At 37.5% G+C, this 13961-nt stretch carries 14 protein-coding genes and 1 pseudogene; 12 read left to right on the top strand and 3 right to left on the bottom strand.

What is annotated here, in order from left to right; translation table 11 throughout:
* The first annotated feature begins 120 nt into the window (after nt 1-120).
* The 4 genes from dcm to ACH9UM_RS04740 are packed head-to-tail and all read left to right on the top strand — an operon-like array spanning nt 121 to nt 3486.
* A complete protein-coding gene (gene dcm, locus ACH9UM_RS04755) occupies nt 121-1353 on the top strand; it encodes a DNA (cytosine-5-)-methyltransferase (protein WP_009319784.1) in 1233 nt (410 codons plus the stop codon).
* Nucleotides 1354-2181: an Eco47II family restriction endonuclease gene (locus ACH9UM_RS04750; RefSeq protein WP_400092119.1), complete on the top strand. Its 828-nt coding sequence runs from the start codon at nt 1354-1356 to the stop codon at nt 2179-2181.
* Nucleotides 2182-2189: 8 nt separating this feature from the next.
* On the top strand, nt 2190-2891 hold the full coding sequence (locus ACH9UM_RS04745; RefSeq protein WP_400092116.1) for a hypothetical protein: 702 nt from the start codon (nt 2190-2192) through the stop codon (nt 2889-2891).
* Nucleotides 2881-3486 (top strand): hypothetical protein, encoded by a 606-nt coding sequence (locus tag ACH9UM_RS04740; RefSeq protein WP_400092113.1) that lies wholly within the window; start codon nt 2881-2883, stop codon nt 3484-3486. The genes ACH9UM_RS04745 and ACH9UM_RS04740 overlap by 11 nt, the downstream gene beginning before the upstream one ends.
* Before the next feature lie 221 nt (nt 3487-3707).
* Here ACH9UM_RS04740 and ACH9UM_RS04735 read toward each other — a convergent pair whose 3' ends face one another.
* From ACH9UM_RS04735 to ACH9UM_RS04725, 3 genes are all read right to left on the bottom strand, one after another.
* The gene (locus ACH9UM_RS04735) at nt 3708-4949 is read right to left on the bottom strand and encodes an IS256 family transposase (RefSeq protein ID WP_009321026.1); all 1242 of its coding nucleotides are present in this window, start codon (nt 4947-4949) and stop codon (nt 3708-3710) included.
* Between the two features lie 340 nt (nt 4950-5289).
* The gene (locus ACH9UM_RS04730) at nt 5290-6438 is read right to left on the bottom strand and encodes an ATP-binding protein (RefSeq protein WP_055159351.1); all 1149 of its coding nucleotides are present in this window, start codon (nt 6436-6438) and stop codon (nt 5290-5292) included.
* Nucleotides 6435-7109, bottom strand: a complete 675-nt coding sequence (locus tag ACH9UM_RS04725) for a response regulator transcription factor (RefSeq protein ID WP_009243288.1) — start codon at nt 7107-7109, stop codon at nt 6435-6437. Before ACH9UM_RS04725 ends, ACH9UM_RS04730 begins: the two co-directional genes overlap by 4 nt.
* A 118-nt stretch (nt 7110-7227) precedes the next feature.
* Between ACH9UM_RS04725 and ACH9UM_RS04720 the strand changes: the two genes are divergently transcribed.
* The 8 genes and pseudogenes from ACH9UM_RS04720 (at nt 7228) to ACH9UM_RS04685 (ending at nt 13712) form a co-directional block, all read left to right on the top strand.
* Entirely contained in the window at nt 7228-7392 is a 165-nt protein-coding gene (locus ACH9UM_RS04720; RefSeq protein WP_009321141.1) for a CD1871A family CXXC motif-containing protein, read from the top strand.
* A complete protein-coding gene (locus ACH9UM_RS04715; protein ID WP_009243287.1) occupies nt 7385-8353 on the top strand; it encodes a 4Fe-4S binding protein in 969 nt (322 codons plus the stop codon). The genes ACH9UM_RS04720 and ACH9UM_RS04715 overlap by 8 nt, the downstream gene beginning before the upstream one ends.
* A 13-nt stretch (nt 8354-8366) precedes the next feature.
* Complete coding sequence (locus ACH9UM_RS04710; RefSeq protein ID WP_009243286.1) at nt 8367-9335, top strand: TlpA disulfide reductase family protein; 969 nt, start codon at nt 8367-8369, stop codon at nt 9333-9335.
* 449 nt (nt 9336-9784) lie between these two features.
* Complete coding sequence (locus ACH9UM_RS04705; protein WP_009243285.1) at nt 9785-9994, top strand: excisionase; 210 nt, start codon at nt 9785-9787, stop codon at nt 9992-9994.
* Nucleotides 9995-10102: 108 nt separating this feature from the next.
* Nucleotides 10103-10312 carry an excisionase gene (locus tag ACH9UM_RS04700; RefSeq protein ID WP_009321143.1) on the top strand — a complete coding sequence of 70 codons (210 nt, stop codon included), beginning with the start codon at nt 10103-10105 and terminating at the stop codon, nt 10310-10312.
* Nucleotides 10312-11592 (top strand): annotated as a pseudogene (locus ACH9UM_RS04695) (tyrosine-type recombinase/integrase). The gene ACH9UM_RS04700 and the pseudogene ACH9UM_RS04695 overlap by 1 nt, the downstream one beginning before the upstream one ends.
* Before the next feature lie 130 nt (nt 11593-11722).
* Entirely contained in the window at nt 11723-12343 is a 621-nt protein-coding gene (locus ACH9UM_RS04690; protein ID WP_400092107.1) for a hypothetical protein, read from the top strand.
* Nucleotides 12336-13712, top strand: a complete 1377-nt coding sequence (locus ACH9UM_RS04685) for a P-loop NTPase fold protein (protein WP_081017356.1) — start codon at nt 12336-12338, stop codon at nt 13710-13712. Before ACH9UM_RS04690 ends, ACH9UM_RS04685 begins: the two co-directional genes overlap by 8 nt.
* The last annotated feature ends 249 nt before the right edge of the window (nt 13713-13961 follow it).

The raw sequence follows: 13961 nt of genomic DNA, 5'->3' as shown, positions 1-13961 counted from the left end.
AAAAAATGGGTTTCTAAAGCAAAGGAGAAAATCTAATGATATCGTGAGAAAACACTTGTTTGGGTTCGCACGATATGATATGATGTAAATCACGGAAATTATGAGCATGGAGGAAAAATAATGGCGATTTGTTATGACAAATTATGGAAATTACTGATAGATAAAAAAATGAACCGCACAGAATTGAAGGAAGCGTCAGGAATAAGTTTTAATGTGTTAGCTCGGTTAGGAAAGAATGAGCCAGTTTCATTTGAATCAATAGAAAAAATATGTTTTACATTAAATTGTAAGATAGAAGATGTTGTAGAGATACAAAAAGAAGAACCATTACAAATCGATAGTGATGCGTTTACAACCATAGAACTGTTTGCTGGAGCTGGAGGTTTGGCTTTAGGGATAGAAAAAGCTGGATTTGAACCATTGGGACTAATAGAATTTGATAAAGATGCTGCAGAATCTTTGAAAACCAATAGGCCGAACTGGAGAGTTATTCATGATGATATAGCTAATATATCTTGTTTGGATTTGGAAGATTATTTTGGTATAAAAAAAGGAGAACTGGATTTATTATCGGGAGGGGCACCGTGTCAGGCTTTTTCCTATGCTGGAAAAAGATTAGGACTTGAAGATGCAAGAGGAACACTTTTTTATCACTATGCAACTTTTTTACAGAAATTACAGCCAAAGATGTTTTTATTTGAAAATGTGCGAGGATTGCTGACTCACGATAAGGGAAGAACATATGCAACGATAACAAATATTTTTGAACAGGCGGGATATACCATTCAGAAAAAGGTTTTAAATGCGTGGGATTTTGGTGTGCCGCAGAAAAGAGAGAGATTAATTACTGTTGGAATTAGAAATGATTTAGTGGGAAAAGTTTCATTCTCATTTCCCAAAGAACATAATTATAAGCCTGTTTTGAGAGATATTTTATTGGATTGTCCAGAAGGACCAGGAGTACCATATGGAGAAAATAAAAGAAAAATATTTGAATTAGTTCCACCTGGAGGATATTGGAGAGATATTGATCCGGAGATTGCAAAAGCATATATGAAAAGTTGCTGGGATATGGAAGGCGGAAGAACAGGAATTCTTAGGAGAATGAGTCTGGATGAACCATCATTGACGGTATTGACATCACCATCCCAGAAACAAACAGAAAGATGTCATCCATTGGAAGCAAGACCGTTTACAGTACGTGAGAATGCAAGATGCCAAACATTTCCAGATGAATGGCAGTTTTGTGGAAGTGTTCAATCTCAGTATAAACAGGTTGGCAATGCTGTTCCTGTCAACTTAGCATATGAAATTGGGTTGGAGATACATAAATCATTAGAGGGGGTAAAATAAATGGTGTGGAATTTAGATTTTATATCAGAAGAAGATTTTAAGAAGCATGTGCGTGCAACAATTATGAAATATGGAGAAAAACTAGAATCGTATGATTTGAAGCGATTCAACAGTAATCTGATTGATCCAATCAAGCTGATTTTTGATAAATCGGTGTATCGTACAAGCTGGGAAGAAATTGTAAATAATGAAATTTTCCGGCAGAGAGATAAGTCTAATAATAATGATATAGGATATTTTCATCAGAATATTTTTTCTTATTTCAAAGGCTGTGAAGTCCCACAGGCAGGCTGGGATGTTATTTACAGAAATCCAGATGGAATACAAATGCCAGATGGAGATATTGTACATACAATATATGTAGAAATGAAGAACAAACACAATACTATGAATTCTGCATCTTCTGCAAAAACATATATAAAAATGCAAGGACAGATTCTGGAAGACGATGATTGTGCATGCCTGTTGGTTGAAGCAATTGCAAAGAAATCACAGAATATAAAGTGGTCAACAAAAGTTGATGGAAAAAATGTACAGCATAGATTAATTCGCCGTGTAAGCATGGATCAGTTTTATGCAATTCTTACTGGTGAAGAAGATGCATTTTATAAGATGTGCATGGCATTGCCAGAAGTAATCAATTCTGTTGTAAATGAAGAAGGTGGCGTTGAAGTACCACACGATACTGTTATTGATGAATTGAGAAAAGTGGCATCATTGTATGGTGATGAAAATGGTGAATTATGCCATTATATTCAGAAGGTTATTCTGCACCAGAACTTATATTGGGTAAAAATATCACAGAAAAATGTGATTACTATTCAATAGGAATAATAATGAGTGAAATTTTATTATCACAAAAAAATGGAAGTGATATTAATAGTAGAATTGAGGAGTGGACTGGAAGAAAAGAGATAAAAGATATTCTATTATCATTAGTTCAAGAAAAGCCTGAAAATAGACCAGAGTCACTGGAAAATGTAATTGTGATTTTGGAGCGGTTAATAGGAAATCTTAATACATCAAGTTGTAGCTATAGTATTGCAATTGATTCTAGAAAGCTGGTTCAATTAAAAAGGAATTCTATTGTTGAAGAAAATATGACAATGGTACAGTTTACTAATTCATTTCTCAAAAATGAATTTAAACAATCCTATGGTTATTATGATGTAAAAGATCAGCAGTATGTAATTACTGGTGAAAAAATGATTATGAAGTGTGGATACGATGAAAATGAGCAGAAAATGTATGTAACATATGTTGGAAAAATTACTGCTGATAGAAGAAATATAAATATTAAAAGAAGCTTTAGAATTGTTGGACAAATATCCTTTGTATTAAATAGCAGAGATAATGGGTATGATCCACAAGACAATCACCAACTGGTTGTTATGTTTAAAAACCATCAAGATGATAATAAACAATATCAATTGCAAGAAGAAAAGTTTGAAAATTTGTTTGGTGGTTGGGAAATTGGTCTTACAGAGGCTGTTGAAAAAGAAAAAGGAAAATCTGCGATTATAAAATATGATAAATGAGTTATTGTTAGAATATAAAGATGAAATTATTAGGCAAATAAATAACAAGAAAGTATTACGGGCTCATTGGAAAAAGAAGACGATACAAGAGTCATATAATGGAGAATGTCTAAAGGAAGTTGAAAGATTAGTAGAGACAATAAAGGCTGCTGATTTTAAGAAGAAAAAGAAACAAAAAGAAATAGACGAACTTCAAATGAAAATATTATCATCAAGAAGACTATTAGATGGAGAAGTAAAAGTCTTATTGGACTATCTGGCTGAGAATGCACAACAAGTTGAAATGAGCGTAGATAATATCGATGATTGGGCATATGATAAAAATTTTGTGGGTAAATTATCACATTATGTTGGAAAAGCAACCTTAAAAATAAAATATCAAAGTAGTAACAATATTGGAAAAGCGATAGAACGAATAAAGCAAGGACATGATGTTACTGAATACAAAAAACACGAGCATGGATATTTTATATGTTGGAAATTTGATGATATCTATGAAATTTATGGGCTGCCTTCAGAACAAATTGCTATAGATAGAGACACAACTTGTATAGTAGTTGACTATTATTTGCGAAATTTAAATAGTAGTGTATGATAAAATCATATATTGTAAAATTTAATATTAATTTAGAAATTGAAGCAATCCTCATGATTTCAAGAGACTATGAAGAAAAGTCTGTAAATATGATCTTCTATGATAAGAATGGGCGATAGGCTTAAACAAAATCAGCTTTTCGCCCTTGCTTTATATATAACAGTTACAAAATTGCATGTCAACAGCAGGCGGGTAATCCGCCTGTTTTTCTGCTTTTTTTATTACTCTGGCAAGCGACCTTCATACATGATACTTAACTCTCCATAAACCTGAGCCCAGTTCCGGATTGTTGCAGTCCATTTTTTTGTAGCTTCAAAGGTAGCCAGATAAAGGGCTTTTAAAAGGGCTGTATCGCTTGGAAAGACGCTTCTCTGACGGTTCAGCTTCCGATAAGTGGAATTCAGAGATTCAATGGCATTTGTTGTATAAATGACCTTTCTAACCGCTGCTGAAAACTTGAAGATTGGGGAAATAGCATCCCAGTTATCCTTCCAGCGTTTCATGGAATTCGGATATTTTGCAGTCCATTTTTCCATTACCCGATCCAAAGCTGCCAAAGCTTTCTTTTCATCCGCTGCCTGATATATCGTTTTCAAATCTGTGGCAAATGCTTTTCTGTCTTTATCTGGAACATATTTCAAGGTATTTCGCACTTGATGAACGATACATCTTTGATATTCTGTCTTAGGAAATGCTGCCGCAATCGCTTCTTTGATACCTGTGAGTCCATCTGCACAAATGATCAGGATATCTTTTACACCACGATTTTTTAATTCGTTTAAGACGGAGAGCCAATACTTGGAACTTTCATTTTCTCCAATACTGATAGTAAGCACTTCTTTCTTACCTTCCGCATTAATCCCAAGAATGACATACGCAGCAAGCTTCCGGATCACTCCATTATCACGGACGGAATAGTGAATCGCATCAATATACAGGATTGGATAAACTTCATCTAATGGCCGATTCTGCCAGTCTTCAATTTGTGGGAGAATCTTGTCTGTAACATCTGATATAAAACCTTCGGATGTTTCAAAACCATAAATATCTTCGATTGTTTCTGAAATCTGCCGGGTTGTCATACCTTTTGCATACATAGAAATAATCTTCTGATCGATATCTGAAATGTCTTTCTGACGTTTCTTTACTACTTGAGGTTCAAAAGTTGATTTTCTGTCTTGTGGAACTTCAATCTCCATAGAACCATAACGACTATTCACTCTTTTTCGCTTATAACCATTGCGATAATCACCGCTATCAGAACGTTGTGATTTTTCATATCCCAAGTGGTCATCCATTTCCGCTTCCATCATCTCTTTGATGGTTCCACCAAGAAGATCTTTCAGCGCATCCTGGATATCTTCTGCTGATTGGATATCGTATTCTTTCAAGAGCTGGTGAATGATGTTACGTTTTCCTTCTGTCATTTGTACTTTGTGTACAGGTTTCTTTTCTCTTGCCATAATAAAAGGCCTCCTTATGATAAAATATTTTACCATAGAAGACCTTCTAAAACATTATTTACAGAAAAAGTTTCACATTCTCAAGCACAGCCTATCAATCCCAGCTCCTTGTGGTCATGGTAATATTGAACCGCATCAATTTTAAATTGTTTATCATAGTGCTTTGCCGTAATGAGATCCTCCTTCAGTGCATACATACATCATACCATGAAATACTGTATAAGGAATTCTCATTTTGACTTGTACTATTTATATTCTAGCACCAGTGGTTGTAACTAAAAAAGTGGCTCAAATACTGAATTCAAGCCACTTTGTTGTATATATTTCGTTCTATTTTGGACTAATCATCCTTGTATTCTTTGTTCAACGGAAAAGTAACTGTCATAACAGTTCCCTTTTCTGTACTTTCTTCTGCCTGCACTTTGCCACCGTGAATATCAGCAATTTCCCAAACCAAAGAAAGTCCAAGACCCACACCGCCATTTTCTCTGCTACGGGATTTATCCACACGAAAGAACGGCTGAAAAATACTTTCTTTATACTTTTCTGGTATTCCGCAACCTGTGTCGGCAACCCTGACAACAAGATCGTCACCCTCCTGAGAAACAGAAACACGCACAGTTCCGTCAGGGCGGTTATACCTGATTGCGTTTTCCGTCAAATTAAAGATCAAACGATAAATCAAGGTGTCACTGCCCACCATAGTGCCGGTGCCGTCACATTCAAGAGTGACCCCTTTTTTCTCTGCCACAGGAGAAAGGTCGGCAAGAATTTCCTCAATCATCGGTGCAAGCTCAATGCAGTCATTACACGGCACAGTTCGAAGCTCGCTCATTTCAAGCAAGGTCTTTGTAACCTGCGACATTCGCTCTGTTTGTTCCTGCAATAATTTGAGGAAGTCGGCACTTTCGGCATCCAAATTAGGATGCTCAACAGAAAAAAGTTCAAGTTGTGCCTGAAGCAATGCAAGAGGGGTGCGCAATTCGTGTGCGGCATTGCCGGTGAACTGCCGTTGTGCCGTGAACCCCTCGTCAAGTCGGTCAAGCATCTGATTAAAAGAAATGCTGAATTGCTTGAACTCGGCAGGCACATCATCGGTTATCTTCATATCGGGCAAGTTATTCGGCTGAACATTTTCAACCCTTGAAGCAAAGGTGTGCAAAGGCTTCAATGCTCTGCCACTGACAAAGCATGCCAAAACACCGCCAAGCAATGTTACAACCGCTGTTATGCACCAATTTGTAGTGGAAAACGACTCCTGCGCACCGTTAACTATAATAGTTACTTCTTGGTCAAGGTCAGCACTTTCAGGGTCAAAAAATTCCTGCTCACCTTTATACGAATCGCTGTTAGCAGAAATGCCACTGCCGATAGAATCCATATAATGTCTCCCCGAATAACCGATAAGGGAATTCATAGACACGCAGGTTATACCTATAAGTATAGCAGTCATCAAAGTGATACGCCATTGAAGAGATATTTTTTTCATTCTTCTTCCCCCATTACATAGCCCTCACCGATACGATTGCGAATCGGGTCATATCCAAGAGAAGTGCGAAGTTTCTTTCTCAAAGCAGAAATATGTACCCTTATCGAATTGCTGAAATTGTCAACGCTATTGTCCCACACATGTTCAATAAATTCTTCCTGACTTATGGGGCGACCTCTGTTTACCATAAGATATTCAAGTATGCCTGTTTCCTTGCGGGTCAACGGCAAAGGTTCACCTCCGACAATAGCCTTGCGAGATTTTGTGTCAAACGAAACATCACCGCAGGTCAGCACAACATCATTTTGAGTGAACTGTCGGAGGGTAAGACTGCGAATCCTTGCAGCAAGTTCTTCCAAATGGAACGGCTTTGCCAAATAATCGTTTGCACCTGCATCCAAACCGTCAACCTTATCAGACACTTCACTACGGGCAGACAAAATCAGCACCTTTGTGTCACGGTCGGTTTTTCTGAGTGTTCTTAAAACAGTCATGCCGTCAGCATCCGGTAAATTCAAATCAAGCACAACGAGGTCAAAGTTATCGTCAGCAAGCATTTGCATTGCGGTTATTCCGTCATAGCAACAGTCAACGCTATAAGCAAGACGCTTCAAGCTACGAGCGATTGTTTCGCACAATATTCTTTCGTCTTCAACAACTAAAATGTGCATAAAAACTCTCCTTGCTTTAAAGTATATTTATAATTATAGCACAAAAACATAAAATCTGTGTTAAATTTCTGTTCTTAACGAAAATTTTATATCCGATGTGCTACAATGACGCCAGAAAATGAAAGGAGTGATTGAATTGACCAGAGCAAAAAAGGCTTTATCACAGGCAGTACTGCTTATTTCGGGATCTATTATGCTCGGCTTCGGCGCAATGCGTGGCGAAACTGAAACCGTTTTGAGCAAGGCAATCAGGCTTTGTTTGGAGTGTGTAGGAATTGGATAAAAAGAAAACAAAGAATAAAAACCATAATAAGAAAAAATATACGGCATCAAACCAATTAGCCAAATTCCGAGGATGGATTCAGGCAGGAGCAACTCTGCTGACAAATATTCATCTGCCAAACTTTTTTAAAGGCGAAATTTATCAAGGCAAAGGCAAGGCTGTTTGTGTGCCGGGTCTGAACTGCTATTCCTGTCCTGCCGCATCGGGTGCTTGTCCAATCGGCTCATTTCAGGCGGTAGTCGGCTCGTCAAAATATAAGTTTTCCTATTATATAACAGGATTTCTCATTTTGTTGGGAGTTCTGCTCGGACGCTTTGTCTGCGGATTTTTGTGTCCGTTTGGTTGGTTACAGGATTTGTTGCACAAAGTCCCGACCAAAAAGTTTTCAACAAAAAAACTCAAGCCACTGACATATATCAAATATGCAGTACTGCTGTTGGCAGTTGTTTTATTACCGGTGCTCATAGTAAATGATTTGGGGATGGGCGACCCATATTTTTGCAAATATATATGTCCGCAAGGTGTGCTTGAGGGTGCGTTGCCACTTTCGGCAGTCAACGAAGGTATCCGTTCGGCATTGGGAAAACTGTTTTCGTGGAAACTTGTTGTGCTGATTTCGGTAGTCGTTTTGAGCGTGCTGTTTTACAGACCGTTCTGCAAATGGATTTGCCCACTCGGTGCATTTTATGCACTGTTCAACAAGGTTTCGCTGCTTGAGATGAAGGTAGACGAGCACAAATGCGTTTCGTGCGGTAAATGTGCAAAGGTGTGCAAAATGGATGTTGATGTTACAAAAACACCTAACAGCACCGAATGTATCCGATGTGGAAAGTGCATAAGTGCCTGTCCTACCGAAGCGGTCAGCTTTCAATACGGCTTTGGCTTGTTTAGAAAAACAGTAGACGAAAACGTAAAAATTGAAAACAAAACAAACAAAAACGAAACAAAAGAGGAATTATAACGGAGGAATAATTATGAAATTTTCAAAACTCTCAAAAATCTTAATAGTAGTATTATTAGTTTCTGTATTGGCAATTAGCCTTATTGCTTGCTCAACATCAAAAAACAACAAAGACGAAAAACAATCAATAGATTCAAGTAGTTCAACCTTGATGGCAACAGAACCGAACAGCGCTGACGAGGCTTCAAAGCTCTACAATCAGCTTATGGAAAAAGAAAATGAAATCTTGTCAACAGACAAAGCTCTTTGGGAAAAAGTATTTATGGCTTCAAACAAAGACACTCCAATGATTGAGGACGGCACAAACTACGGTGACTTCCTTCTCAAGACAATTGAGGGTGCAAAGGACCAATTCACAGATGAGGAATACAAAAAACTCGTTGCCGGTGCAGAACAAATCAAGGAAATTGAGGGCAAACTCACAATCTTGGAGCAAAAATATCCTGAATGTGCAAATGCACCTTCAAACGGTGACAGCGTTCCGGCTGACAGCAACGGCGTTATTTCAAAAGGCGGTGGCGCAACAAGTTTTCCGTCATTCGACGGCAAGGACCTTGATGGCAACGATATAAAGAGCAGTGACTTTTTCAAAAGCAACAATGTAACAGTTGTTAACTACTGGTTCAGCACTTGCAAGCCATGTGTCGGCGAACTTCCGGAATTAGAAGCACTCAACAAGAAACTTGCTGAAAAAGGCGGTCAGGTTGTCGGCATCAACACATTCACAATTGACGGTGACAGGACAGCAATTTCAGAAGCAAAGGACATCCTTTCAAAGAAAGGTGTAACATACAAGAACATTTGGTTTGATTCAAACAGCGATGCAGGCAAGTTCACATCAGGCCTTTTCTCTTACCCAACAACATATGTTGTCGACAAGAACGGCAACATTGTAGGCGAGCCAATCGTTGGTGCAATCACTGAAAAAAATCAAGCAAAGACACTTGAAAAACTCATAGACCAGGCTTTACAGGTCAAATAAGAATAAAGCATAAAGTGATAACCTCGCCCGAATTGAACTGCCCCAAGTTGTGCAGACAGCACAAAAAAACAGGTCTATGGTAGAATAATTAAATTTTAAGCAACAAACTGATTTCGTTTTTTTAACGGAGTCAGTTTTGTTTGAATACGGTAATAGTTGTGCGAGATTGAGAACAAATTAAAAACTATTATATCTGGTAGTCTTCAGGAATATTTTGGTACATCTTGGCTAGTTAAAGGCCTTCCTAAAAACATATTGGGGGTTAATACCCCGTTTAAATTCGCAGTTTTTGCGCGTGAAGGGGCGGCACCGTTGCCCGGCATAAAAGGTGACAGAGATTTAGACTGCCCCTGGGGCAAGTATCACAGAATCAGAGTGAAAATGACAAAAAAGGAAAAATAGTACAAAGGAGTCAGCTGTGTGACCACCTTGTCGGAAGGAGAGATACTATGGAGGCAGAATGCAATAAAACGCTTCCTGTTAGTGAGAAGTATATGCTCACCATCAAGGAGGCAGCAGCTTATTTTAATATTGGTATAAAGAGATTGAGAAGAATTGCAGAGGACAACCTTGGAACAGTGGCGGTGTACTGTGGAAACAGATTTCTTATTATCCGTCCGAAGTTCGAAGAATTCATCCTTAATTCTTCAGAAATATAGTTCCTTTTATCTGCCAAAAGTAGTTGCTATTACAGGGCATAAGAGCGAACATAGGATGACCCCGAAAACCCTTGAAAACAGCCACTTTTGGCAGAAAGAAAGTGCTTTATGGCAAGACCAAATTTAGCGGAAAAGGATATTTTGAATCCTTCTGAGGCAATTGAATATTTCGTTTTAAGCAGGAGAAAATTTTATGATTTATTGAATGATACGGATGGAGAAGAGTTTCTGGCATACTACGGAGAACGCAAGCTGATTCTTCGTGTAGCCTTTGAAAGGTATCTGCATAACCATCCAGAACTAAGGAGACGGGTATAATGGCAAAGGCAGGAAGGGGACAGACAAGGCGGGATTCCAAACGTAGAGTATTAAGACCGGGAGAGAGTGTAAGAGCAGACAGAAAATATCAATATAAATATCATATTGATGGAAAACCACATTTTGTATACAGTTGGAAACTGGAGCCTACGGATAAACTTCCAAAGGGTAAAAAGCCATGCCTTTCCCTTCGTGAGTTGGAAAAACAGGTAAACACAGATTTGGAACTGCTTGTAAATATCGTGGACGGACAGATGACTGTCTGTGAACTGGTAGACCGATATTTGAAAACAAAGACAGGAGTAAGGCAAAGTACGAAACAGGGATATGTTACAGTGCAGAGATTGCTTGCGAAGGAAACATTTGGCAAAAAGACGATACGAAGTGTGAAAACATCCGATGCAAAGCTGTTCCTTATCAAATTGTAGCAGGAAGATGGGAAAAGCTACAGTTCCATTCATACCATTCGAGGAGTGCTGCGACCAGCCTTTCAGATGGCGGTGGATGATGATATTCTGGTAAAGAATCCATTCGGATTTCAGCTTGCCGGAGTATTGGTAAATGATGCAGTCACAAGAGAGGTAATTTACAAAGACCAGATGCGGAAGTTTCTAAAGTTTGTGCATGACGATGTGGCATATTGTAAATATTATGAAGTGGTGTACATACTCTTTCATACGGGAATGCGAATATCGGAATTTTGTGGACTGACACTAAAGGACATTGATCTTGAGAAAATGACAGTGAATATCGACCACCAGTTGCAGAGAACATCGGATATGCGATATATCATAGAAACCACAAAGACAGATGCTGGAACAAGGGTACTACCGATAACAGAGGATGTAGCAGAAATGTTTCAGGCAATCATCGAGGACAGGAATGCATCGAAAGTGGAGAAAGATATAGACGGCTATAGCGGATTCCTATTCTATGATGATAATGGAATGCCACTTGTGGCAATGCATTGGCAGCATCGATTCAATCACATGGTCGGCAGATACAATGATATTTACCGGGTGCAGATGCCAAACATCACGCTTCATGTATGCCGACACACCTATTGCAGCAATATGGCAAAACCGGGAATGAATCCCAAGACATTACAGTATCTTATGGGGCATTCGGATATATCAGTCACGATGAATGTGTACACGCATATCGGATTTGATGATGCTGAGGAAGAACTGAAACGAATAGAAGAGTTTAGGAAGGCACGGGCGGAGGTTGAACAGAAGAAGGAGAAACCGATGTCACAGAAGATGTTTAAGGTAATTTGATACAGAAGATGGATAACGCTCCGGCTTGGCTGGGGCGTTTTTTACAATGTTGCTGAAATTGAATTTGTGGCGGATTATCAAAAGAAATAGTATAATATAAATGCTATCTTTTAAAGAGGAAGTGCTAAAGATGAAATTACAATCTGTAGAAGAATTTTTTCATAAGAGAGAAACTGTTGAAAAATATAATGTTGATAAAATCATAAAACTGAATTGGGAATGTCCGGATGTATTATTCTCTTTTAGAGGAGTATATGCTATTGGGGTTTTTATTTATTATCGACAATTATTTGGAGATAATGTGAAGACGGATATTAAGGTGAAAGATGAAAAGGGGGATACGAGACAGCGCCTTTATTCCGATAAGTTTTTAAGTGAGAATTATCCACAATTTAGTGACGTAAACGATTTACCGGAAATAAAAGGATTTTTAGAACACTACTATGATATAGGAAACATAATTCCAACATGGCCAGGGGCGAATATAAATAGAGGAATGGCACATTGCTATGATATACCCAATGTGTATTATAAACGGCATGCTAAATTTACGAAACTAGTTTATGGTAGTATTTATAGAAGTGTATTCATAGAGGAAATTTTAGAAAACGATAAATATGATACTGTTGAAAAGTTATTAAAGTTGAAACCAGAACAGTATGTTAAGTTTCTAGAATATATTGTGGATGTAATTATTAATCGAAATAAACAGTTACAAGATATTTTACAGGAGGAAAATGGGCATGAATAGTTTTGAATTGATTCCTACAGAAGAAAATTTGATACATACATTGGACAAAGATTTATTGAAACGAAACAAAGATTTAGTGCGTTTTTATGATTTGATATTAGTACAAGAAGGAGCTTCTTCTATTGCTATTGATGGCAGATGGGGGAGTGGAAAGACTTTTTTTGTGAAACAATCTATGTTGCTAATAAATGCAAAAAATCCGATGAGCGATATGGATGATGAAAAGAAAGCAAGTATTGTATACGCACTTCCATTTCCGAAAAAAGCAGAAGACATGCCAGAGAATTATGATGTGGCAGTTTATTATGACGCATGGGAAAATGATAATGGTACAGACCCGGTATTGTCTTTGGTGTACGAAATAATAAAGCAGTTAGGAATAAATTATGCTTTTGATGATAATAGCAATGCATTCAAGTTGGCGGGGTCTGTGTTAGAGGCACTTACTGGTAGAAATATAAACGGTATTATTGAAAACTTAAAAAGCGATAATCCGCTTACAAAGATTAAAGAAGAAAAAGATTTACACGAGAATATTAAAAATTTCTTTACGGAGTTGTTAGTTGAAAGAGGAAATCGGTTAGTGGTTTTCATAGATGAATTGGATAGATGTAAGCCAAGCTATGCTGTTCAATTATTAGAAAGAATAAAACATTATTTATATGATGACAGAATTACGTTTGTTTTTTCTGTTAATTTAGGTGAGCTACAACATACAATAAAGCATTATTATGGTAATACATTTGATGCGTGCAGATATTTAGACAGATTTTTTGATATGAGAATATCCTTGCCACCAGCAGATAAAACTGCATTTTATAGGGAAATGGGGTTGGAATCTAGTTATGTCTTAGAAAAAATATGTCGAAAAGTAATAGATACATATAATATGGAGTTGCGTGAAGCCACTCGTTTTTATCGACAAGTGAAAACAGCAGCATATGAGCCTACACATGAGAGTAGAAAATTTGATTTTTCTTTTTCAGATGAAAAAGGAAGACAACTTTTATTGATGTATGTGGTTCCAATTCTTGTAGGACTAAAAATTGTTGATATATCGTTATATAACCAATTTGTATGCGGAAAAAGTTCGAAACCACTTATGGATATTTATAAAGATTCTGATAAGGGAGAATGGTTGGCTACACGATTGCTGAATAGAAATGAAGCCTTTGAAGTGGAAGAAGGTAAGAGTGTAGTTACTGTTGAACAAAAAATCCAACAGTTATACGATGCAATTTTTGTTACAGAATATACGGGAAATGTGTATCATACCATACTTGGAGAGTACGAGTTTGATGATAATTCTAAGAACTTTGTGAAGAGTGTTGAGAGTATGCTTTCAGTATATGCAGATTATAATATATAATCCTTAGTAGTAACCCATTCCGTTTTACTACTAACTTTACTACTAACAGGTAGTAACAACATGCTCCATCTTGCACCATTTTGCCAAGATGCCACCTAAATCACACATTTCACAAATCCCCGAAATCCCTTGCAAACAAGGGCATTCCGGGGCAATTCAAGGAGAAATAAAACAATGATAAAAATACTTTTCATCTGCCACGGCAGTGTTTAAGGGACGGGGCAAAAGCCTTGAGTTTATTGGGGTTCT

The sequence above is a fragment of the Mediterraneibacter torques genome (assembly GCF_044591705.1).
In the GTDB taxonomy this organism is placed as follows: domain Bacteria; phylum Bacillota; class Clostridia; order Lachnospirales; family Lachnospiraceae; genus Mediterraneibacter; species Mediterraneibacter torques.
Note: the sequence above shows the minus strand (reverse complement) of the source record. Positions and strands in the feature narration are given on the sequence as shown.